Source organism: Melghiribacillus thermohalophilus (genome assembly GCF_004342905.1).
Taxonomy (GTDB): Bacteria; Bacillota; Bacilli; order Bacillales; family Alkalibacillaceae; genus Melghiribacillus; species Melghiribacillus thermohalophilus.
This window is the reverse complement of record NZ_SMAN01000024.1, coordinates 1-19,884: the sequence shown is the minus strand read 5'-3', so window position 1 is coordinate 19,884 and position 19,884 is coordinate 1. Positions and strand designations below refer to the sequence as shown.

The following is a 19,884-nucleotide window of genomic DNA, read 5'->3' as shown; positions in this document are numbered from 1 at the left end:
TTATGGCGAATCTAAAAACCAGGTAACTTTTTCAACATCTGCTTTCAATTCTTCATCAATATCATAATGGGTAAATTCAAAATTTCCGGTTTCATCAGGGAATAAAGTATCGGGGTAAACATACACCTCATTGGTTAGCTGGGTATGTCCGTCTTTGTCAATTAAATGATAGATGACAGTGACAGAATATATAGGTACCGTAGCCACACTTTTGATTTCACCCTTTACGACAAGATCACCATAGTCATCCAGTTTGGTTTGTACAGACACAATTTCTACAGCATCGTTTTTATTTCTTTCTCGTTCTTTTTCAGCTGCATTTAATGCCTGCTGAATCCGCTGCTGCTGTTCGGTTTCAAAGGCTACTTTTTCTTTTTCAATCGTTGTTTTCAAGCTTTTTAATTTGCTGCTGTCGGGTGCATATTTCAGACCATCCTCTACGAATGCAAGGGCATCAGAAAATTGATTCATCTTTAATTTTTCATTGGCATTAGAGTAACTGTAGTCGATAATTCGTTTCCGGATGCTCTGAACAATCTCATTAGCCTCTTCACTTTGAATCGCTTCTGCCTGCCAGAGAAGTGATTTGAGATCCTGCACAGAAGGTTTTTGTTCCAGTTTATAAGTCAACTGGGCAACTTTAATGTCATTGCGCTGCTGAACGATTTGATCCAACAGTTGATTGACTACAGTACCTTTATAGTTGTTCAATTTTCCTTCTGCATCCGTTATCAGATTAAGCGCTTCCTGATACTCACCATCTTTTTTTAATTGGTCTGAGGAATTCAACAGCCGTCTTATTTCTTCTGCTATTTCCATAAACTGTGCATTCTGACTGGCTGCTGGAAATTTGTCTTTATATTTCAGGGCATCTAAAAAGGTATCCCTTGCTTCTGAAAATTGTCCGTCTTCGGCCAGTTCTACTCCCTTAGCGTATGTCTGTCTGGCTTTTGTAATCTGGTTTTCCAGCAAAAAGTAGTATCCAATGATTAATAAAATGGATACCACAAAAGTCGTGATGGGAATCACCCACCACTTATTAAAACCAGTGGACGAGGGGGCAGCGACCCGACGATTTAAGTCTTCTGGAAGTTTTTCTCCGCATTTCACACAATATAATTCCTCGTTTTTCACTTCTGTGCCGCAGTTCGGGCAATGTGCCATAAAGATCACCTGCTTGTGTCAAGCTCTATTAGTCTATACTAAATATTAACATATTCATATAAATGTAAATATAATTTTATCACATCTTTTTCACAAAATTATGCAAATAAATAGTATGTTGATCACCTGCTTTTTGGTACACTAAAAGCGAAGGAACAAACAGCAGGAGGTGGTCTAATTGCTCGGTACGGTTTTAGCTCTGGCCAGTATACTGATTTTATTGTTAAATATTGGGTATTGCATTTTTGATCATTCTTAAACCATATATGGCTGTTTCAGGAGAAAGTGTCCGTATCCCATTTCAGATCGGACGCTTTTTTATATGTCATAACCGATCGAACGGTCATCTTACCGGCGAGAAGTATATCCGTGTATTGGGTATCATAGAGAGGATTTATCAGGATGACCTTATCTAGTTAAATACAAGGCCTCTTTGATAACATTTACGTTGACCGGTTCTGTATATTTAGACGGATGAAGGGGTAAAAAAGTTTCATGTTGAGACACCTGAAAGATATTTACGAACGATATTATGGGTGAAAGGGGGTGGAAGAAGTGGCATCGGCTCATGTCGTACGTACCCAGCTGCAGCTAGTGTTTCAGGATGGAGTTAAGGAAGACGGGAGCTATCAGCTGGCAACCAGGAGCTTTAATAATGTGAAGGGTTCCGCGACATCTGATCAACTGTATGCTGTTTCTCAGGCACTTGTTCCGTTGCAGCAGAGACCCCTTCACGCCATCGAACGGAATGATGCTTCAGTCATCATGGAATCCTAATGGAAGTCCTTTTTTATGCAAGGAAATGTCTTGAAATTTGCTGAAGGGAGGGAGAAGGGATGAGCAAGCGTCTGGAACTTAAATTTTTAAATGAAGAGAATAAAACGGTGACGATTGCTCTGGATCAGCCTGTTGAACCCGCAGATCCACAGCTGATCAATCAGGCCATGGATGAGATTATTAGCCAGAACATTTTTACAACCTCAGGGGGCGACCTGGTAGAGAAAAAAGGGGCCCGGATTGTGGAACGAAACGTTTATGAGATCATGTTATAAGAGAATATGTTGGTTTGAAAGTGTCAGGCACCGATAAAACCGAAAACCCTTGCTGCCAACCTGCAGCAAGGGTTTTGTTCCTTAGAAATTCCTTTGACAAGCAAAGATGATGGGGCAATCGACATCAGTCTTCGTAACTAGGCTGACGGCATTTTTCCTCATTAACCTGCCATATTTTTGGATGAAGGGAGGACCCTACTCATGGACCAATGGGTGAACTGGATTCCTGAAATCGGTTTTCCGATTGTGGTGACGTTTTACCTGTTACACCGGATAGAAGGAAAAATCGATCAGGTGATTGAATCCATTCATGCTTTGCCAGAAAAGATGAAGTAATCCCACATCAGCGAGTGCCTGGCCCTTCCCTTTCCTGTCAAGAAATTATCTGGTCAGTTCAAATTCCTGAAAAGGAAAAATGACCAGTTCCGTCCTTCCCTCAATTTCACTTTCCTTAATAAATCCAAGTCCATTTCGACTGTCTTTGCTTATGGAACGATTGTCTCCCATCACAAGATAACTGTCTTCGGGCACGGTAACCGGTCCATAATCGTCTGTGCCCATGATGGATTCGCTGGTCAGATAAGGCTGGTCATGTTTCTTTCCATTGATATAGAGGACATGATCCTTAATTTCCACCGTTTCATTGGGCATGCCGATTACCCGTTTCACATAATTTTTATCAGGACGTCGGATGATGACGATATCCCCGCGTTCTGGATCTTTAAAAAAGTAAATGGCCTTATTGTAGATGACCCATTCCCCGTTCTCAAGCGTGGGAAACATGCTTGGCCCCTCCACAATTGAAGTGGAAAAAACAAAGGTACGTAATAGAATAGCCAGTCCCAGTGCCAGCAGTATTGCTTTACCCCATTCCCAGATTTCCTTCATCACTAAGCGTTCTTCCTTTCTCCAGTACCTATCCAATATTATACTATCATATTTTTTCGGGGATATATGCATGAAAAAAGCATGAAATAGATATAAGGAAAACACATATCATCACGATATGCGTTTTCCTCCAACTGGTGCACCTGGTGTTGGCTGAAAATACGTGTCCATAATATACTGGTATATGGCTTCTTCAACTCGTTTTCCAGAAGTCATCAGCCCCTGGTTGCCAAACAGCACATTGAACTCTAGAATGATTGGTTTTCCTTCAATCATGAATATATCGAAACCGGCATGATTGATATTTAATTCCCTGGATACCCGTAAAGCTAATTCAAGAGCTTCATCAGGCACGGAATGGAATGAAATGTGGCTTCCCCGGGCGATATTATGATAAAATTGTTCGGCTTCTGCTATTTTCCAGTAAGCGGAGTAGATATCCTCCCCTACCACAACGACACGGACTTCCCTGTCGGATGGGAGGTATTCCTGAATGTACAGTGTTTCAACCCTGCTGGCATAAGCTACAAAATCTTCCTCAGACTGAATGAGAAACACTCCTTGCCCCATTGAATTTCTGGGGTCTTTTGCGACAAAAGGAAAAGGAAACGTATCTAACATTTCCCGCTGATTTTCGGCTGTGTTCCCCTTTATTTCGGTATAAGGGAAATGATCTGGACAAACTGTCTGAAGGGCTCTTGTCATATCAATTTTATTATGACCGAGTACAATGGTGTCGTAGTTTGGGAAAATCTTTTTCTTTAAGCCATGAACGAGAATCGGGAGCTGCCATTTTTCAGGAAACAATATAAAGTCTGCACGTTTAATCGCGTGAATTTCTGGAAAAGTATGCTCAGGTTTAATATATTTCACATTTGGAATCCCAATTGTTCGATACGGATGGAAAGAAATAAAGCGCATATCGATCACCCCCAATTTCTTAAATGAGACAGTCTGACCTAAAAATTATAGAAACGAACATAAAAAAATGCAAGAAAAAGTTAAAAAAGAGACTTCAAACGTCAAACTTTATTTATGAACAGAAAAAAATGTCTAATATTGCGAAAGTATTTACAATTTGTGTTAGTTCTGCAATAATCATAATCGTTCGAACGAAAAACCATTTGGTATACAAAATAAATCTGGGGAAGTGAGTGTGGATGAAATCAGTCAAAAAGGAATGCATGTTATCATTAAAAGAAAAGATTTTAAAGAAACAGAAGGAAATGTATGTGTCAGCAAACGAATTCGGGATTAAAAGCAATCAGACATTAACCGCGAGTCAGGAATTAGATCAATTAATTAATATGTACTTAAAGAATAAAATCGAAGAGGCTAAAAATTTTTAAAGACATTTTTTACATAATCACACTGAATATGGTAAAATGTAGATAATGTTCATTTGCTTTAGAGGAGGTAATTTGGTGGCGTCTAGTTATAAGGCCAAAGAGTTATTGGAACGAATTGAGTATTTGCGGAAATATTTGATCGAGGTGGCTTCGCTGAGTGGGTATACAAGTGAAGAATCCGTCCAGGTCAGCCAGGAATTGGACAAGCTGTTAAACAGGTATCAGAAACTTATAGCGAGGAAGGATGTTTATCACATGAGAAAAAATACGAAAAGTGATGAACATCGAGGCGTATGTTGAACATAAGCTCTTTAAAGATTCAAATATATTTCCCCCTTGTTGCCTATTCAAGGGGGAATATATGTTTGAATAAAGGATTCGCATTTCTTATGCTTCACAGTTCCTCCTGAATAAACTGTTCAAGGCGACGGAGGCCTTCCTTTAATGTATCAAGATCATAAGCATAGGATAATCTCATGAAACCCTGTCCATAGGATGAAAAAGCATCCCCGGGCACCAGTGCAAGCCTGGCTTTCTCTACCATTTTGATTCCCAGTTCAAAAGAAGTCATCTCTCGAATTGGAAATTTAGGAAAAAGATAAAATGCTCCATCAGGCTTTACCACCTCCAGCCCCATTTTCGTTAAACGTTGATAAACATAGTTAAGCCGCTTTTTATACTGCCGGTTCATCTGATGAGCATCGTTGTTTCCGTTCGTGACAGCTTCCAGTGCAGCCATCTGACTGATAGATGATGCACAGGAAACATTGTATTGATGCACTTTCAAAATATGCCTGGCAATCGTTTCGGGTGCCATTAGAAATCCTAGCCTCCATCCCGTCATGGAATGGGATTTAGATAGCCCCTGTATGACAATCGTCTGGTTTCGAACCTCTGGAAATCCACCAATCGAAACATGTGGATGGGTATACGTTAATTCACTATAGATTTCATCTGCCACAATGAACACAGGCTGACCCTGCAAAAGCTGAGCGATTTCGACCAATTCTTTTTCGTTTAGACTTACTCCTGTCGGATTGGACGGATAGGGGAGAATGACGGCTTTCGTTTTTGATGTTAGATGGTTTTGAATGACCGCTGCCGTCAATTTGAAATGGGTATTTCTAGTATCTGCAAAAACAGGAATCCCTCCTGCCATACGAATTAATGGTTCATAACCCGGATATACAGGACCGGGGAGAATGACTTCATCACCAGGTGACAAAATGGTTCTTAATGTGATATCAATAGCCTGTGATGCACCAACTGTAACAATGATTTCTGATTCAGGGCTGTAATGCAAAGCATATTTTTCTCGGATATAATCACTGATTCCCTCTCGTAAAGAAAGCATCCCCGCATTATGGGTATAGTTTGTATAATTTTCATCTATCGCACGTTTTCCGGCTTCTTTCACATGCTCCGGCGTAAAAAAATCAGGCTGGCCAATCGTCAGGGATATGACATCCTGTTGATCCGCTACTAGATTAAAAAATTTGCGAATGCCTGATATTTCAAGGTTTCTAACCTGACTGTTTAACAACTTCTCCATTGTATTAACCTCCAAAATGGTAACAAAATGTTCAAACAATTGAATCAAATGATGAATAAAGTCTGTTACAATAGGATCGGAATGATTAACACTGTGTAAGGAGTGGATAAAGATGCGCCCACGCCGTCCAGCATTTGAAGAACTGGTAAATGAATATAAGACTCAGCTGATGCAGGATGAAAAAGAAATGGTAAAGATTGAAAAACGAATAGAACATAAACAATTAAAAAGACAGAAAACATCTAAACACTAGATCTTCCATTCATCCCTATCCATCATATCACAACTGATCATAACCATATATGTTGATTTGGACCCTGCTGTTTTGGAAAGCAGGGTTTTCGTTGTGCCATGACAGGAGCTCGATGTCATTCATGGAAGGAAGATCACTAAGCCTCTTTGCCTCTGACATCGATAAGGGCAGTCAGTCGGTGATGTTTCGTGATGCTGATGAACGTGTTTCCTGTTTCAACTGCTTTTGATTCGTTCGGAAGACTTCCAGGATGACTACGGCTCCAATGATCAGGGACATTCCCACACCTTGAGCGAGGGAAAAAGGTTCGGAAAAGACAAAAATGCCGATTAAAGTGGCAACAAAGGGCTCTATGGTTGTGAAAATCGATGCTTTTGATGCCTCTACATGTTTTAATCCGTTTGTGTATAAGAGGTATGCAAGAGCCGTGGGCAAAACCCCAAGACCCAATGCGAAGAGCAATACATCAAGCTCAATTAGAGTTTGCAGAGATTCATAGGGAAAAGCAGGGATTAATGCTGCACTGGCCACGACAAATGTGAAAAACGTAATCGTCTTTGTGTTGTAATGAACGAGTGCGTATTTTCCAAAAATACTGTAAAGAGCATATCCCACACCGGAGCCGAGGCCGAATAGGAGGGCCTGGATATTCAACTGGTGCACGTCCAGGGGGATCATCTCAATGACTAAAACGGTCCCTCCCAGAGCAAGAATCAATGCAATCATTTTCTGTACCGTAAACGTTTCCTTAAACAACATTCTGGACATCACAGTGACAAAAACAGGAGCCGTATACAAAAGAGCAGTTGCTACAGGAATCGTAGAAGCTTCGATGGCTGAGAACATACAAAAGTTGAAAAATACTATGCTGAAAAGACCGGTTCCGATAAAATAACGGATATGTGCAAACTGTTTCAGTTTAAAGACAGACCTGTCAGTGATGATAAAATATGTAAATAAAAACATCACGGTTGTCACGGCTCTCAGGGTAACTACCTCAATTGGTGTAAAACCATAAGCATATAGATGTTTCACAAACCAGCCAATCGTCCCCCATAATGCTGCCCCTGTCATAATCAACCATAATGAACGCCTCATAAGCAAAAGCCCCTCTTTATTCGAATGAATGATTGTGCAATTATAATCATCATAAATGAAGATGACAGATCTATAAAGTATTTCTTTATACTCTTCGTTTCGATCAGTAAAAAGCACCCCGTTCTGGTTTAAATCATCCGTTTTCTGTCCAGAATGGTAACAGATGGAAGGGGGATCAGTCATGAATGGAACTGACCTGATGTTTTTGTATGAGCTGCTCATTGAAAATGGAAATCTGGGATCCTATGGAATTACGGCAGATCACCTTCAATTTTTGATCGGGCTGGCCGGGATGGCTATTCTATATTATTTGTTGCAACCGTTGATGTCCCTGCTGATCAGGTTGAAATGGGCCAGGGCACTGACCTATTTTTCAATCAGTTTTATATTGTTATTTTTTCTTACGTGGTTCGAATTATATCAGGGAATTACCGATCAGGGTAAAATGGAATTTTCAGATCTGGCAAGTAGTTCGTTTTCGATTGTGTTCTTTGGCATCATTCTCCTTGTGAGTCATCTGGCATCAGAATTAAAAAGATATGTAAAAAGACGATACAGAAAAAGTGCCGTCAGATAAAAAACAACTGGCCTGCATCAGTTGTAACTGGGCTCTTCCTTTCATATAGCTTTAAAAATATGAAACTTCATAGAAAGCGATTCGTATATATTAAGAGAGAGGAAGGGAGTGTTACGGAAGATGATTGGTGCAGGATTCGCCGCTGTGGGGACATTTTTCATTGTTTTTATTTTTATTGGTCTGTTTTTGCTTTTTTTAAACATTATTACGAGTATCTGGGCTTACAGAGATTCTTTGAGAAAAGGCCATTCAAAAGAATACGCGATCGTTGTATTGATTGGAACTTTATTTTTCCCGATATTAGGCCTGATCGTCTATCTGATTATCCGAAATGATTAATATGAAGGAGGAATCATAAATGATTGTTACGACAACACAAACACTTCAAAATAAGGAAGTTGAGGAATATCTAGGAATCGTCACAGGAGAAGCGATTATGGGAGCGAATGTGGTGAGGGACTTTCTCGCTGGCATTTCCGATATTGTTGGCGGAAGAAGTTCTGCGTATGAAAACAAATTGTCAGAAGGGAAGGACATTGCCATTCGAGAAATGACCCAAAAAGCCTCTCAGATGGGTGCCAATGCAGTGATAGCTGTTGATCTTGATTTTGAAACCCTTCGCGATGGCATGATGATGGTGGTTGCATCCGGTACGGCTGTACGCACAAAATAAATCAGTTGTTCTCTATTAATCAAAATAAGCCCGCTGTCCAGCGGGCTTATTTTATATTTATCGGACTTTGGTATTTTTTTGTTCGAATCTTATGCCTAATCGGTTAACCTGGAGCGGTCCTTATAGTTGACAATCCCCTGGAGGATTAAGCGTCATGTTCGTTTCTTCTTATTTTCTCCTCCAGTTTTGCTGGTCCTGTCCGGATACCCACGAAGAAATGGAGGGAAGCTCGTTACGTTTCGGTTCCTGTTTCACCGGTTTCCATCCCAGATAATGATAGAGGATTTGTTTTGCTCGTTTCAGCGATAATTGCGGCTTGGGATTGCGAAAATCCTGATCCACACGTCCAAAATGTTCTAAGGACTGCAAATCTTCTTTTTCAGGTGGTAAGTGGAAGTAAAAATCTTCCACTTGAATTAGTAATGTTGTGTGCTGTTTGCTGAGGGTAGGGTGTTCAGAATAATGAAGGCCCATTTTTTTGGCTTTCTTTTGATGAATCAGTTTTTGAATGGCTTTCTTTTTCAAGGTATAGAGATGTTTTGGCTGGGGAGCAGTTTTGGCGTGGCGGTTAACAACGGATATCGCTTCGGCAATTTCCCTCGTCGAGTATCGGCAATTTTTATGCTGTTTCATTATAAGATCACCTTTCTTAATTCAGAAAAGAAGGGGGCAGGAGCGCCCCGATCTTCTGATCGATTATTTTAAATAGCCTTTTAAATCGTCAACAATCTGTTGCATTTGCTCGGCCTGTCTTCCATCATAGCTTTTGATGGCATTTCCATCAGGTGTAACGATGAAAAATCTGACCGTATGATTGACCTGATCCTGCCCTTCAGGCTTGTCTACCAGCGATTTAAACGACTTTAAGGCAAATTTTTCAGCCTCTTCCATCGTATAACCCGTCAGGAAATCCCAGTTGGAATAATCAGCACCGAATTTATCTCCAAATTCTTTTAACATTTCTGGAGTGTCTACTTCAGGGTCTACACTAAAAGATACGAGACGGACCTCATCTAATCCTTCTTCTTTCAGTAATTTTTGCAGTCTTGCCATATTTGCTGTCATAGGCGGACATACAGTATTACAGCTAGTAAACACCATATCAGCAACCCAGAAGGAACCTTTCAAATCATCCAGGGATACCGTTTCCCCGTCCTGATTGGTATAGGAAAAGTCCTCCACTTTATATGAAAAGTCCCCTTCATACTTTGTATCGCCAAACAGACTGCATCCTGTTAGTAAAATGCCTAAAAAAATGGCTGCAAAAAATAATTTTCGTATGTTCATATTCGTTCCTCCTGATCAAGAAATCTTCATGGTCTCATTGTAACACGTCGAAGAATAGGAGTGTTACTATCCATGTTTGACAATATATTAACAATTCAAAGCTAACATACAAGAAACGAAGAAAAATAGGAAAGTCAAAGGGAAACGGTAAACATAGATAGAGCGCATGTGATAGCATCTATCACATGCGCTTGTTTTACCAGAAAAATGGGCGTGGGCCAAATCCCGGATAGCCAAATCCTCCATACGGACCATAAAACGGATAGGGACGATATCCACCAAAGAGTAGAGGACCTACCGCTAATCCTGTGAGGAAGGGTATGGCACCTCCATAAGGAAATAGGCGCTGGTCATGGACTTGGGGATTTCTCATCATTGTCTGATACGCGGGATACATTGCAGGATAGTTCAACACAGTCACTCCTTCCATATAACATTCCATACATGTATATGAAAGGATAGGGACATGTGAGCCAGTACATATGCACACCGGGCGAATGTCCAGTCAGGCAAAATAAAGAGAATTCGGATTGGTGAGGGGCCATTCCTATTCGGGTTTATCAAACCATATAAAAACGACTGGCTCTTTCAGTAATATTCCTTCATTCCAGAGAAGTTCTATGATGTTCGCTCTTCTTTATACAAGCTGTTTTAATGTATAAAGATGAATTTCCGGTTTGCAAAGAAACCGGTAAGGAAGTCTGGTCGTTCCGATCCCTCTCGTGACAAAGAGCTGTAAAGGCTTTTCGCCTATCTGATATTTTCCTTCCACATACTTTTCTCCATAAGGGGGAGTAACAATATAACCGAAAAAGGGCAGTTGTATCTGTCCGCCATGACTGTGACCGGATAATTGCACATCTACAGGATAATACTGACTTCTGTCGGCAAAATCCGGTTCATGGCAGAGCAAAATCGAAAACAAGTCATCAGTTATATTGTCAAAAGTCTGATCAAGATCAGGACGGCCAAGCATCACATCATCGAGACCGGCGAGAACAATATGTTCCTGATCCTTTTCAACCATGACCGTTTCATTCTGCAGTAGCCGAAATCCGCCCAATTCCATAACCTGACGAACAATCTCGGTTCCATATCCGCCGTGATCATGATTCCCATAAATCCAGTACTTTCCGAAAGGAGCTTTGATTTGATTTAATAAGGCTGCACATCGCTGAAGGTTTTGTTTGTCATACTGGTTCGGTGCATCAATTAAATCACCGGTAAATACGACCAGGTCCGGGCGCTGGTCATTGATCTGGTTCACGAGCTTCTGGAATTCATTCAATTGATAGTGAAACCCTAAATGGGTGTCGCTGAATTGCAAAATCTTAAACCCTTCGAACGGAGCGGGAATTTTCTCAGAAAAAATCTGGTCGGTTTTTACCGTCAGAAGAAAAGGTTCAATATGTTTTGCATAGTAATATGTTCCTCCAGAAAGCCCAATGATGCCAGTAATGGTATAAAACGTCCGTTTTAAAAAGGAACGGCGGTTTATTGGTTTGCTCATCGTTTTCATCCTTGTTTATATATTCTAAACATGCAGTAGCATTATAGCATGTCATGGAAATAGAAATACAGGGACTTTTGTGATTTTTTTGACAGGTTCGACATAAAGTCTTCCCAGAAAAACAGGATTTTTCCCTGCTGATATGGAAACTTTTTATCAAAGGGAGGGAAAAGAAATGAAAAATGAAGTTGTCATTGTAACCGGCGGATCAAGTGGCATGGGGAAATACATGGCGAAAAAATTTGCCCATGAAGGGGCGAAGGTGGTCATAACCGGCCGTGATCCAGAAAAGCTTCAAAAAGCCAGGGAAGAAATAGTAAAAGGAAAAGATGTGCATGTTCATCCCGTTTCCATGGATGTGCGCAATCCTGACGATGTCGATGGTATGGTCGAGGAAACCCTGGATACATATGGTTCCATTCACCATCTGGTCAATAATGCAGCAGGGAACTTTATTTGTCCGGCAGAAAATCTGTCCGTAAACGGCTGGAATGCGGTCATTGACATTGTGTTAAACGGAACCTTTTACTGCAGCAGGGCAGTGGGGAATTACTGGATCGAAAACGGCATCAAAGGCAATATTTTGAATATGGTTGCGACCTATGCCTGGGGAGCCGGAGCCGGTGTCATACACTCGGCTGCTGCAAAATCAGGGGTGCTGACAATGACCCGCACCCTGGCTGTTGAATGGGGAAGCAAATACGGTATTCGTGCCAACGCCATTGCCCCAGGTCCGATCGAGCGCACCGGAGGAGCCGAGCGTTTATGGGAGTCAGAAGAAGCTGCCAGACGAACCATTCAGTCTGTTCCATTGAAACGGTTAGGCACACCGGAGGAAATTGCTGAACTTGCTTATTTTATGCTGTCGGACAAAGCTGCTTATATGAACGGAGAAGTCATTACCCTTGATGGAGGACAGTGGCTCAATAAACATCCTTTTTAAAGATGAATAAACGAGAAAATGCCGCCGGTCTTATACAGGGGTCACGCCTAATTCGGCGGCTTTTTTTATACAAGTATGATAAAGGAGTCGCTTGACGTGAATCAGCACGAAATCAGAATCTAAAAGCATACATAAAAAAACGATGGATGGTTAGAATCCATCGTTTTAATCCCTTTATGCCACTTATGCCACTACATACAATAAAATGGAAAAGAAGTGAAGGGCACTTCCTATCACGACAAAGATATGCCAGACAGCATGATGATACGGGAATATACGAAACATAAAGAAAATGCTTCCGACAGAATAAAATATTCCTCCGAGAACAAGAAGGACGACCCCGTTATAGGCCATGCTGGACACAAGAGGGTCCCAGGCAATGACCACAAACCAGCCTAACAATAAGTACAGCAGGGTAGATAAAATCATAAACTTTTGCAAAAAAATCATTTTAAAAACGATGCCCAATAACGCGATCCCCCAGACGAGGCCAAACAGAAGCCATCCAATGGTTCCTTTGATCAGCAGCAGGGATACAGGTGTATAGGTTCCGGCGATAAATAAATAAATGGATGTATGATCCATCATCAAGAAAAAATTTTTCCATCTCCCGGGAGGCAAACTGTGGAGAATGGTTGATGACAGGTACATCAATAACATGGTCACACCATATATGGTGACCGATATGATCTGCCAGGCACTCCCGTTTTGACTGGCATAAATGATCAGGATGATCAGGGCAGCAATACTGAACAACACCCCAAGACCATGGGTAATGGCATTGGCCAATTCTTCTCTTTTGGAATAAGGTTCACTCATATAATTTGTAACAGCCTTTCTATTTATTTTTTCTTATTATAAACCATCCAAAGCAAAAATACTGTAAAATAGAATGAAAAAAGTAGAAAATTTTGTTTGGAAAGGCTTACATTTACAACCTCTGGCGTGGAATGACGAGATAAGCCATTTATGGGAAGGGTGAAAAAATGAACGAACAAACTCGGATCGATCAACTGGAAAAACGAATTCAGCAGCTAGAACAGGAAGTCCAGCTGTTAAAAGGAGAAAAAAATCATGAATGGAACACAGAATATAAACAGTCGACTATCATTCAGAACGATTCTGATAAAACAGAATTTGCTCACAAAGAGCCGGTAGATTGGGAACACGTGCTGGGGAAAGTATGGCTGCCCCGAATCTTCATTTTTGTCTTGATCATCGGGGTGGTCTGGGGATTTAAAGCCACCTTCGACAGAGGCTTCATTACAGAGCCTGTACGGGTTGCTCTGGGATACTTCATAGCTTGCGGGTTTGTCATTTTAGGGGAGCTTCAGATAAGGAAGAAGAGAGAGAGACTTGGACAGGTGCTGTTGGCGGGTTCCATCATTCTGTTTATGCTGTCTACGTTTGCTGCTCATGTCCTTTACGGTTATTTTCCATTTGTCTTAGCCGCTGTATTGAATCTGTTTTGGATTGCAGGCGGGGTCTTTTTCGCACACCGGCACCGTTCGCAGGCACTGGCTGTCCTGTCATCCGCGGGAGGGGTATTCATCCCTTTTCTTCTGGAGAGTACAGGATTGAATACAGGATTATTTGTCACTTATGAAGTTTTATTGTACGGAGCCTTTCTCTACTATGGAATGAGAAATCAGTATACGATTTTACATTATGTATCGTTCTGGCTTCTACATATAGCATTTATCGCATCCCTTGTTTTTAACCCGATTTCAGAGCTGGATGCGTTTAGTTACGGCGCGATGGTTCAGCACATGTTTTTATTCGTGCTGTTCATGGGCAACAAACTGAACCACCCTACACAGACGATCTCCAGTTTTTCCAGTTTTCTGCTTATGGCCGGATGGATTGCACTGGGGATCACTGAATGGCAGCAGCAATGGTACTATTTAGGTTTTGCGGGATTATACGGTGCAGGGGCAGTATGGTATTTATCGAAAGACAAAGATCGGTTTGCTTTATTAGCAGGTATCGCAACCTTTGCCTTCATGTTCGCGGTTATGGAGATATTTCAATCAGATACCATGCCTGTGCTTTTGCTCATTGAAGGAGCCATCGCCCTATGGATTGGGTTCAGATTCAGCATTCATTTTCAGACGATCCTGGCATTATTCCCATATGGATTTGGACTATTTTTGACACTGACTGAACCGATCGAACAGGTGCTATCGTGGCCAACCCTGTCCTGGACAGTAATGGTTGGATCATTATTATTTGTCACTCATGCCATGAAGAGATATAATGCATTCCAGAAAACCGATCTGTTAAAGGGACTATTCTATGCCAATATTCTCCTCCCTCTCATATGGCTGACACAAATCAGTTATGCAGCAACGAAGGAATGGGATCTCAACGTCCAGCATCTGTTTAGTTCGCTGGCGTGGTCAATTTATGCAGTTGGATTTATTGCCTATGGGATCATCAGGCAGGAAAAACCTTTTCGTCTTACCGGGATTTCGTTGTTGTTCGCAACCCTCGTTAAAGTTATCGGTGTAGACCTGTCCGATATTTCCCTGGAGTTCCGGGCCCTGCTATTTACAATTCTGGGCGCCACCGGACTCGGTGTATCGAGAATGATATATGTGAAAGAAAAGCAATCAAAAAAAGAGGGATAATCATGGGCTATGTAGAAGAACTGAGGAAACTGGTTGGCAAACGTCCGGTAATCCTGACAGGTGCAGTTGTCGTTGTCATGGATGACAAGGAACGGATTTTGCTTCAGCAGCGTCCGTATCCGGAAGGGATCTGGGGGCTCCCCGGGGGTCTGATGGAACTCGGCGAATCCACCGAAGATACCGCACGGAGAGAATTGCTTGAGGAAACGGGACTGTCTGCTGGCAAACTCAAACTTGCCAGCGTGTACTCCGGTCCGGAGCATTTTGTCAAAGCTGAAAACGGTGATGAATTTTATGTCGTGACGATCGCCTATTATACTAGAGAATATGAGGGGATACTACAAACCGATTCTTCGGAAACGATTGATCTGAAATTTTTCCATCCTGATGAACTTCCAGAAAACATGGTGAAAAGCCATCGGAAAGTTGTCGAAGATGTAAATTCCGGCAATATCGTTTCTTCTTAGCTGCGTTCAATTTCTCACCTAGACACGTTGCCGAAGATGTGTGTTCCCGCCATATCGAGCCATAAACGTAAAAAAAGCTATCGAAGTGAGGAGGTTTCAATGAACATAGCAGGCAAACAGGCCAGATCCATTTTGACAAAAGCCAGCGGTTATCTCACAGGATATACGTATTCCCTCAATCCCTATACAGGTTGCAGTTACGGCTGTTCCTATTGCTATGTCCGCCAGATGCCTGTTAATCGGTTTCGGAAAGAAGAGTGGGGGGCATGGGTGGATATAAAGGAAAATGCAGCGGAGCTTTATGTGAAAGAAATGAGACGGGCAAGGAAAAAGCATAATATAATCACGATCTTTATGTCTTCCAGTACGGATCCCTACCAGCCAGTCGAAGTTCAGGAACGGATTACCCGATCTATTCTGAAATCAATGGTTGAGATTCCCCCGGACTTTCTGCTGCTTCAAACGAGAAGCCCACTGGTGACCAGGGATATGGACATTCTGCAGGCATTAAAAGATCGTCTTCTCGTCAGCATCACAGTAGAAACCGACAGGGAGGATATCCGCAAACAATTTACCCCGAAGGCTCCGCCAATTGCAGGACGACTGCGGACCCTTGCTGAATTGAAAGAAGTAGGAATTCCCGCACAGGCAGCTGTATCACCAGTGTTGCCCTGTTCCCGGGAATTTGCCGGCAAACTCCATTCAGTCGTTGACCGCGTGACCATCGATGATTATTTTATGGGGGATGGAAGCGGGGGAAAACGTACCAGCAATCTCGGCGTTTATGATCTTTATAAGAAAATCGGACTAGAAGACTGGTTCCACCCGGAAGCTTACAAAAAAGTCCTCGATCAGTTTAAAGAGTATTTTCATGAAGACCAGATTTATATCAGTCAGGAAGGCTTTTTGCCTCCGGTCAGTGATGGAATAGGATCGAAAACCAAAGGAACGTTCGATCAGAAAGAATGATTGCTAAATCAATCATGCAAGATAAAAAAAACGAACCAGACATGCGTAGACTCCAGCGGGGAAATTTTGAAAGAGAAAGGAATGAGCTGCCCCATGCAGCCTCGCGGGATGCGATGCAAATTGACAAAAAGAAAAATCCGAACGAGTTCATGTACGAATGAAGCTCGTTCGGATTTTTTACCTTACACGTTTATCCCACCTCTTCTTTAAGTTCAAAGAGGAGGGAGATGGTGTTTCGTGCTGAACCCTGATATTTTTACGTGAACTCTGATATTTCGGAGCAGAACCCTGATTTTTCACGCGCGAACCCTGATATCGCGCACGTGAGCCCTGATATTTGGGATCTGAGTCCTGATATTTTTTGCGTGAACTCTGATATTTCGGAGCAGAACCCTGATATCTCATGCTTAAGCCCTGATTTTTTGGGTGCGAACTCTGATATCGCACACGTGAACCCTGATATTTGGGATCTGAACTCTGATATTTTTCCGTGAGCCCTGATATTTGGGATCTGAGTCCTGATATTTTTTGCGTGAACCCTGATATTTGAGATCTGAGTCCTGATATCTCGTGCTTAAGCCCTGATTTTTTGGGTGCGAACTCTGATATCTTTTGTTGAAAAGTTCAATTGGAGTGCTCCCTGCTGGGAACTTCTAGCAAAATGAATGACTATTCATTTATTCCTGGTCCTATGATATAGTTATAGTATAATTCCATATTTTACAAAGGGGTTGATCAGGATGGTTCTGAAAGCTGGCGATGTGTTTACCTGGACGCGGACGTTTACCGATGAGGAAATTCTGCAATTTGCGGAGCTGACCGGTGACAAAGGGGAACATCATATGAGTCGGGATGAACATGGACGATTAATGGTGCACGGGTTGCTAACATCCAGTATTGCAACCAAAATTGGAGGTGATTTAAACTATATTGCAAGAAATATGAATTTTGAGTATGTGCGACCTGTTTTTTCAGGAGACACCATCACCTGCGAAATAACCATAACTGATATCGAGCAAAGGGATACGTATAAAAAACTTTCAATGAAATCTATTTTTCGCAATCAGGACGGAAAAGAGGTTTTAACCGGGACGAGTCATGGAATCATCAAAGATTGATGTGGCCGGGAAGGGTGGATCTTATTTTACAGAAGTGTTTCTTAGCCTTTGTCGGGATCATTCTATTTTTGGCCAACACCAATGGGTGCAACGACACTATAAAAGAACCCATCACAATTTTGATCCTTTCCCACAAGTAGATGATCGATTCGAAAATAATACAGATAAAACAGGACAGAGGATGTTGGGACATGAGGAAAAAGAAATGGATGGCAGGAATCATCGGATTTTTGCTTTTTATCATTATTGTATATGTTGATAGCAGCAGGGACAGGGTTGAACCGGAAATATATGTAGCTGACAGCTGGGAAGATGTCAAAGCCTTTCAATATGAAAAAACTCCAGGTCTCAAACGAGCGGAAAAACTGGGACTTACACGCCATTATGAAGATATAAAAATCGATGTTCCGGGCACGAACCGGACGTTGTCCATAGATGAAATCTGGTTTACTAAAGATTTTTCCTATCTGTTTTACAGTATTGATCTCGGTGAGGATGGGTTCAACCTCACCAGGGAACATATTGAAGAAAACTTTCCGGAGCTCATAATCAGTCCGGGTTTAGTTGACAATGATCAGGAAATCATGTTGGGCAGTTCACGGGGAAGGTGGTCTATCACTGAAGGGATAGTCTATCAAAATCGTCTGTATCATCAAATCCAATTTCCGGAATTTCTCAAGAGAACGGATGAAGGGTACGAACGGATCTCCTCGATGGAAGAACTCATCCTGTCGGGTGCCATGATACGGATCGGTGATGAAAACTATGAACTGGATGACATTCGCCTGCCAGTCCATTTTGACGAAAATGATGAGATTGTAAAAACGATTGATTTAAACCGGGAAGTGGAGGTAATGGGACATACACTAACCTGGGAAATGCTTGAACTCGGCACGACGAATAACCGGCTATATTTTCATTTTGAACCTGCAGAAGATCGATTAGGGAATCGAATTCAACTGGTTATGAATACTGATCAAGGAGAAATACGGGATTACAGTGCTGGAGCCAGAATAGAACAAACCGAAGACGGATCATATGTTATTCAAACTCATCCCTTTAACCACTGGCCGAATACGATTGATCTTGAACTGAAAGGAGTCACCATGGTCGGATCAGATGAATTTAGCTTCGAAGTGGATACAGAACCCTATAAGACATTTTTAAACAATAGTACTGATGAAGTCCCCGAAATCAATCGATTTCTGGAGACGATAAAAAATACGGATATTTTCCTGAATAGTACTTTTCGAGAAGAAGACATGGGAATATTTATTTCCTACGAACTGCCAGATCATGCGGACGTCCCCTATATGAAACTTGTCGGCGGCATGCCTGTTCATTCAGATGAAGTACGGGATGACACATTTTCAAAGATTATGTTTCATATCGAAAACGAAAAAGGAGAGACACCTGAATTTGGCAGCAGGTTTGCGGATGTCGAGAATTACGGTTTCTATATTGAAAAAGAGTATATAGAAAACTCGGAAAAACTATTCGTTGAAGTTAGCCACCTCTACTATGAAATCGTTACAGACTGGAAAGGTACATTTGAAATACCCGAGGAAAATCATACAAACTGATGATTCAAAAGTTATAAATCTGAGCGACAGAGATGCTATGAAAAATGGCGTCGACCTCCAAACGTGCAAAAATCATGTTCTAACGGAAGAGGATTTCCTTCCACGATTTCACCTTCATCTACGTGATGATCTGATCGGAAGGTGTGTCATGCTCTGTGGTTGAAGACAGACCTTAGTTCTTCATGCAATTCCGTAATGGAAACGTGTTTGGGGGATTCGCCTTCTCCATTTTTCCTCCTGGACATTCTCGGAAGCCGGAAACGGACTTTTCTGATAACGGGAGAGCATATAACGCTTTTCCTTCTTTGTTGGTGTTGGCTGCACAGATTACATCGATAGATTTTTTTCAAATCAATCATTCTGTTATGTTGATGTTGTCTTTGATCGATTTTCCAGAAGGTTCCATCTTCCAGGTGCGTATCAGCCCCTTTCAGGATACCCGACCGATCATCTCTTCGTCTTCCTTGGCCGTTATCTCCATCAATTTGTTATTCCAAAATATTCTAGTTTGAAACGATGTCCGGACTCATGTTGCTGGACTGCCGCGGGTGTCAGTCAGGCTCCATAAACATACCCGGGATTAGATCCATAAGGCCAGACATGATTTCAGATAAATTCATGATGATCCTGTTTAACTATAAAACAAAATCTAGTATAGTAAAAAAAATAGCCATTGTTTGGCTCTCCCCAATGAAGTGTGTTGAAAATTGAAAAATGCAGAATCTTCCTCTATCGTTAATAGTAACCAACCAATACCGATAGAGAGGAAGT

At 41.7% G+C, this 19,884-nt stretch carries 26 protein-coding genes; 16 read left to right on the top strand and 10 right to left on the bottom strand.

The features are described 5' to 3' along the window. Positions 1 to 1,164, bottom strand: a complete 1,164-nt coding sequence (locus EDD68_RS13385) for a zinc-ribbon domain-containing protein (protein ID WP_132372797.1) — start codon at positions 1,162 to 1,164, stop codon at positions 1 to 3. A 555-nt stretch (positions 1,165 to 1,719) separates the two neighbouring features. On the opposite strand from EDD68_RS13385, the gene EDD68_RS13380 reads away from it, so the two are divergent. The 3 genes from EDD68_RS13380 (at position 1,720) to EDD68_RS13370 (ending at position 2,552) form a co-directional block, all read left to right on the top strand. Beyond that, entirely contained in the window at positions 1,720 to 1,941 is a 222-nt protein-coding gene (locus tag EDD68_RS13380) for a DUF1659 domain-containing protein (protein ID WP_132372796.1), read from the top strand. A gap of 59 nt (positions 1,942 to 2,000) precedes the next feature. Further along, on the top strand, positions 2,001 to 2,216 hold the full coding sequence (locus EDD68_RS13375) for a DUF2922 domain-containing protein (protein WP_132372795.1): 216 nt from the start codon (positions 2,001 to 2,003) through the stop codon (positions 2,214 to 2,216). A 201-nt stretch (positions 2,217 to 2,417) separates the two neighbouring features. After that, the gene (locus EDD68_RS13370; protein WP_132372794.1) at positions 2,418 to 2,552 is read left to right on the top strand and encodes a YvrJ family protein; all 135 of its coding nucleotides are present in this window, start codon (positions 2,418 to 2,420) and stop codon (positions 2,550 to 2,552) included. A 45-nt stretch (positions 2,553 to 2,597) separates the two neighbouring features. Here EDD68_RS13370 and lepB read toward each other — a convergent pair whose 3' ends face one another. Further along, positions 2,598 to 3,104 (bottom strand): signal peptidase I, encoded by a 507-nt coding sequence (gene lepB, locus EDD68_RS13365; protein WP_132372793.1) that lies wholly within the window; start codon positions 3,102 to 3,104, stop codon positions 2,598 to 2,600. Positions 3,105 to 3,215: 111 nt separating this feature from the next. After that, the gene (locus EDD68_RS13360; protein WP_132372792.1) at positions 3,216 to 4,025 is read right to left on the bottom strand and encodes an ATP-grasp domain-containing protein; all 810 of its coding nucleotides are present in this window, start codon (positions 4,023 to 4,025) and stop codon (positions 3,216 to 3,218) included. Positions 4,026 to 4,264: 239 nt separating this feature from the next. Between EDD68_RS13360 and EDD68_RS13355 the strand changes: the two genes are divergently transcribed. Next, positions 4,265 to 4,453 (top strand): aspartyl-phosphate phosphatase Spo0E family protein, encoded by a 189-nt coding sequence (locus EDD68_RS13355; RefSeq protein ID WP_132372791.1) that lies wholly within the window; start codon positions 4,265 to 4,267, stop codon positions 4,451 to 4,453. Between the two features lie 75 nt (positions 4,454 to 4,528). Further along, positions 4,529 to 4,753 (top strand): aspartyl-phosphate phosphatase Spo0E family protein, encoded by a 225-nt coding sequence (locus EDD68_RS13350; protein WP_243646874.1) that lies wholly within the window; start codon positions 4,529 to 4,531, stop codon positions 4,751 to 4,753. Between the two features lie 94 nt (positions 4,754 to 4,847). On the opposite strand, the gene EDD68_RS13345 is transcribed toward EDD68_RS13350, so the two are convergent. After that, positions 4,848 to 6,005, bottom strand: a complete 1,158-nt coding sequence (locus tag EDD68_RS13345; protein ID WP_132372789.1) for an aminotransferase A — start codon at positions 6,003 to 6,005, stop codon at positions 4,848 to 4,850. Between the two features lie 112 nt (positions 6,006 to 6,117). Here EDD68_RS13345 and EDD68_RS13340 point away from each other — a divergent pair, with 112 nt between their 5' ends. Further along, the gene (locus EDD68_RS13340; RefSeq protein WP_132372788.1) at positions 6,118 to 6,258 is read left to right on the top strand and encodes an FbpB family small basic protein; all 141 of its coding nucleotides are present in this window, start codon (positions 6,118 to 6,120) and stop codon (positions 6,256 to 6,258) included. Positions 6,259 to 6,429: 171 nt separating this feature from the next. On the opposite strand, the gene EDD68_RS13335 is transcribed toward EDD68_RS13340, so the two are convergent. After that, positions 6,430 to 7,356, bottom strand: a complete 927-nt coding sequence (locus EDD68_RS13335; RefSeq protein ID WP_132372787.1) for a DMT family transporter — start codon at positions 7,354 to 7,356, stop codon at positions 6,430 to 6,432. A gap of 181 nt (positions 7,357 to 7,537) precedes the next feature. Here EDD68_RS13335 and EDD68_RS13330 point away from each other — a divergent pair, with 181 nt between their 5' ends. From EDD68_RS13330 to EDD68_RS13320, 3 genes are all read left to right on the top strand, one after another. Further along, positions 7,538 to 7,933 carry a hypothetical protein gene (locus EDD68_RS13330; protein WP_132372786.1) on the top strand — a complete coding sequence of 132 codons (396 nt, stop codon included), beginning with the start codon at positions 7,538 to 7,540 and terminating at the stop codon, positions 7,931 to 7,933. A 120-nt stretch (positions 7,934 to 8,053) separates the two neighbouring features. Then, positions 8,054 to 8,272 carry a PLDc N-terminal domain-containing protein gene (locus tag EDD68_RS13325; protein ID WP_132372820.1) on the top strand — a complete coding sequence of 73 codons (219 nt, stop codon included), beginning with the start codon at positions 8,054 to 8,056 and terminating at the stop codon, positions 8,270 to 8,272. Between the two features lie 19 nt (positions 8,273 to 8,291). Continuing rightward, positions 8,292 to 8,606 carry a YbjQ family protein gene (locus EDD68_RS13320; RefSeq protein ID WP_132372785.1) on the top strand — a complete coding sequence of 105 codons (315 nt, stop codon included), beginning with the start codon at positions 8,292 to 8,294 and terminating at the stop codon, positions 8,604 to 8,606. A gap of 168 nt (positions 8,607 to 8,774) precedes the next feature. Here the strand turns inward: EDD68_RS13320 and EDD68_RS13315 are convergent, their stop codons facing one another. The 4 genes from EDD68_RS13315 to EDD68_RS13300 form a co-directional block, all read right to left on the bottom strand. After that, entirely contained in the window at positions 8,775 to 9,239 is a 465-nt protein-coding gene (locus EDD68_RS13315) for a YkyB family protein (RefSeq protein WP_132372784.1), read from the bottom strand. A 63-nt stretch (positions 9,240 to 9,302) separates the two neighbouring features. Continuing rightward, positions 9,303 to 9,893 carry an SCO family protein gene (locus tag EDD68_RS13310; protein ID WP_132372783.1) on the bottom strand — a complete coding sequence of 197 codons (591 nt, stop codon included), beginning with the start codon at positions 9,891 to 9,893 and terminating at the stop codon, positions 9,303 to 9,305. Between the two features lie 196 nt (positions 9,894 to 10,089). After that, on the bottom strand, positions 10,090 to 10,305 hold the full coding sequence (locus EDD68_RS13305) for a hypothetical protein (protein ID WP_243646873.1): 216 nt from the start codon (positions 10,303 to 10,305) through the stop codon (positions 10,090 to 10,092). Positions 10,306 to 10,530: 225 nt separating this feature from the next. Next, positions 10,531 to 11,403, bottom strand: coding sequence for a metallophosphoesterase (locus tag EDD68_RS13300; RefSeq protein ID WP_243646872.1), 873 nt, complete (start codon positions 11,401 to 11,403; stop codon positions 10,531 to 10,533). Between the two features lie 175 nt (positions 11,404 to 11,578). Between EDD68_RS13300 and fadH the strand changes: the two genes are divergently transcribed. After that, entirely contained in the window at positions 11,579 to 12,346 is a 768-nt protein-coding gene (gene fadH / locus EDD68_RS13295) for a 2,4-dienoyl-CoA reductase (RefSeq protein WP_132372782.1), read from the top strand. Between the two features lie 183 nt (positions 12,347 to 12,529). On the opposite strand, the gene trhA is transcribed toward fadH, so the two are convergent. Then, on the bottom strand, positions 12,530 to 13,165 hold the full coding sequence (gene trhA / locus EDD68_RS13290; protein WP_132372781.1) for a PAQR family membrane homeostasis protein TrhA: 636 nt from the start codon (positions 13,163 to 13,165) through the stop codon (positions 12,530 to 12,532). A 167-nt stretch (positions 13,166 to 13,332) separates the two neighbouring features. On the opposite strand from trhA, the gene EDD68_RS13285 reads away from it, so the two are divergent. From EDD68_RS13285 to EDD68_RS13265, 6 genes are all read left to right on the top strand, one after another. Then, the gene (locus EDD68_RS13285) at positions 13,333 to 14,976 is read left to right on the top strand and encodes a DUF2339 domain-containing protein (protein WP_132372780.1); all 1,644 of its coding nucleotides are present in this window, start codon (positions 13,333 to 13,335) and stop codon (positions 14,974 to 14,976) included. 2 nt (positions 14,977 to 14,978) lie between these two features. Further along, positions 14,979 to 15,443: an NUDIX hydrolase gene (locus EDD68_RS13280; protein ID WP_132372779.1), complete on the top strand. Its 465-nt coding sequence runs from the start codon at positions 14,979 to 14,981 to the stop codon at positions 15,441 to 15,443. A gap of 99 nt (positions 15,444 to 15,542) precedes the next feature. After that, a complete protein-coding gene (locus EDD68_RS13275) occupies positions 15,543 to 16,412 on the top strand; it encodes an SPL family radical SAM protein (protein ID WP_132372778.1) in 870 nt (289 codons plus the stop codon). Continuing rightward, complete coding sequence (locus tag EDD68_RS15345; RefSeq protein ID WP_165902190.1) at positions 16,409 to 16,573, top strand: hypothetical protein; 165 nt, start codon at positions 16,409 to 16,411, stop codon at positions 16,571 to 16,573. The genes EDD68_RS13275 and EDD68_RS15345 overlap by 4 nt, the downstream gene beginning before the upstream one ends. 579 nt (positions 16,574 to 17,152) lie before the next feature. After that, positions 17,153 to 17,530, top strand: a complete 378-nt coding sequence (locus tag EDD68_RS13270) for a MaoC family dehydratase (RefSeq protein ID WP_132372777.1) — start codon at positions 17,153 to 17,155, stop codon at positions 17,528 to 17,530. A 191-nt stretch (positions 17,531 to 17,721) separates the two neighbouring features. Further along, on the top strand, positions 17,722 to 19,113 hold the full coding sequence (locus EDD68_RS13265; RefSeq protein ID WP_132372776.1) for a hypothetical protein: 1,392 nt from the start codon (positions 17,722 to 17,724) through the stop codon (positions 19,111 to 19,113). Positions 19,114 to 19,884 lie beyond the last annotated feature (771 nt).

Excerpts from the sequence above, each read along its gene's own strand:
- lepB (WP_132372793.1), bottom strand. The coding sequence starts at position 3,104 with ATGAAGGAAATCTGGGAATGGGGTAAAGCAATACTGCTGGCACTGGGA.
- EDD68_RS13325 (WP_132372820.1), top strand. The coding sequence starts at position 8,054 with ATGATTGGTGCAGGATTCGCCGCTGTGGGGACATTTTTCATTGTTTTT.
- EDD68_RS13270 (WP_132372777.1), top strand. The coding sequence starts at position 17,153 with ATGGTTCTGAAAGCTGGCGATGTGTTTACCTGGACGCGGACGTTTACC.
- EDD68_RS13275 (WP_132372778.1), top strand. The coding sequence starts at position 15,543 with ATGAACATAGCAGGCAAACAGGCCAGATCCATTTTGACAAAAGCCAGC.
- EDD68_RS13310 (WP_132372783.1), bottom strand. The coding sequence starts at position 9,893 with ATGAACATACGAAAATTATTTTTTGCAGCCATTTTTTTAGGCATTTTA.
- EDD68_RS13265 (WP_132372776.1), top strand. The coding sequence starts at position 17,722 with ATGAGGAAAAAGAAATGGATGGCAGGAATCATCGGATTTTTGCTTTTT.
- EDD68_RS13280 (WP_132372779.1), top strand. The coding sequence starts at position 14,979 with ATGGGCTATGTAGAAGAACTGAGGAAACTGGTTGGCAAACGTCCGGTA.
- EDD68_RS13355 (WP_132372791.1), top strand. The coding sequence starts at position 4,265 with ATGAAATCAGTCAAAAAGGAATGCATGTTATCATTAAAAGAAAAGATT.
- EDD68_RS13320 (WP_132372785.1), top strand. The coding sequence starts at position 8,292 with ATGATTGTTACGACAACACAAACACTTCAAAATAAGGAAGTTGAGGAA.
- EDD68_RS13285 (WP_132372780.1), top strand. The coding sequence starts at position 13,333 with ATGAACGAACAAACTCGGATCGATCAACTGGAAAAACGAATTCAGCAG.
- EDD68_RS13370 (WP_132372794.1), top strand. The coding sequence starts at position 2,418 with ATGGACCAATGGGTGAACTGGATTCCTGAAATCGGTTTTCCGATTGTG.
- EDD68_RS13340 (WP_132372788.1), top strand. The coding sequence starts at position 6,118 with ATGCGCCCACGCCGTCCAGCATTTGAAGAACTGGTAAATGAATATAAG.
- EDD68_RS13330 (WP_132372786.1), top strand. The coding sequence starts at position 7,538 with ATGAATGGAACTGACCTGATGTTTTTGTATGAGCTGCTCATTGAAAAT.
- fadH (WP_132372782.1), top strand. The coding sequence starts at position 11,579 with ATGAAAAATGAAGTTGTCATTGTAACCGGCGGATCAAGTGGCATGGGG.
- EDD68_RS13360 (WP_132372792.1), bottom strand. The coding sequence starts at position 4,025 with ATGCGCTTTATTTCTTTCCATCCGTATCGAACAATTGGGATTCCAAAT.
- EDD68_RS13345 (WP_132372789.1), bottom strand. The coding sequence starts at position 6,005 with ATGGAGAAGTTGTTAAACAGTCAGGTTAGAAACCTTGAAATATCAGGC.
- EDD68_RS13300 (WP_243646872.1), bottom strand. The coding sequence starts at position 11,403 with ATGAGCAAACCAATAAACCGCCGTTCCTTTTTAAAACGGACGTTTTAT.
- EDD68_RS15345 (WP_165902190.1), top strand. The coding sequence starts at position 16,409 with ATGATTGCTAAATCAATCATGCAAGATAAAAAAAACGAACCAGACATG.
- EDD68_RS13315 (WP_132372784.1), bottom strand. The coding sequence starts at position 9,239 with ATGAAACAGCATAAAAATTGCCGATACTCGACGAGGGAAATTGCCGAA.
- EDD68_RS13335 (WP_132372787.1), bottom strand. The coding sequence starts at position 7,356 with ATGAGGCGTTCATTATGGTTGATTATGACAGGGGCAGCATTATGGGGG.
- trhA (WP_132372781.1), bottom strand. The coding sequence starts at position 13,165 with ATGAGTGAACCTTATTCCAAAAGAGAAGAATTGGCCAATGCCATTACC.
- EDD68_RS13375 (WP_132372795.1), top strand. The coding sequence starts at position 2,001 with ATGAGCAAGCGTCTGGAACTTAAATTTTTAAATGAAGAGAATAAAACG.
- EDD68_RS13385 (WP_132372797.1), bottom strand. The coding sequence starts at position 1,164 with ATGGCACATTGCCCGAACTGCGGCACAGAAGTGAAAAACGAGGAATTA.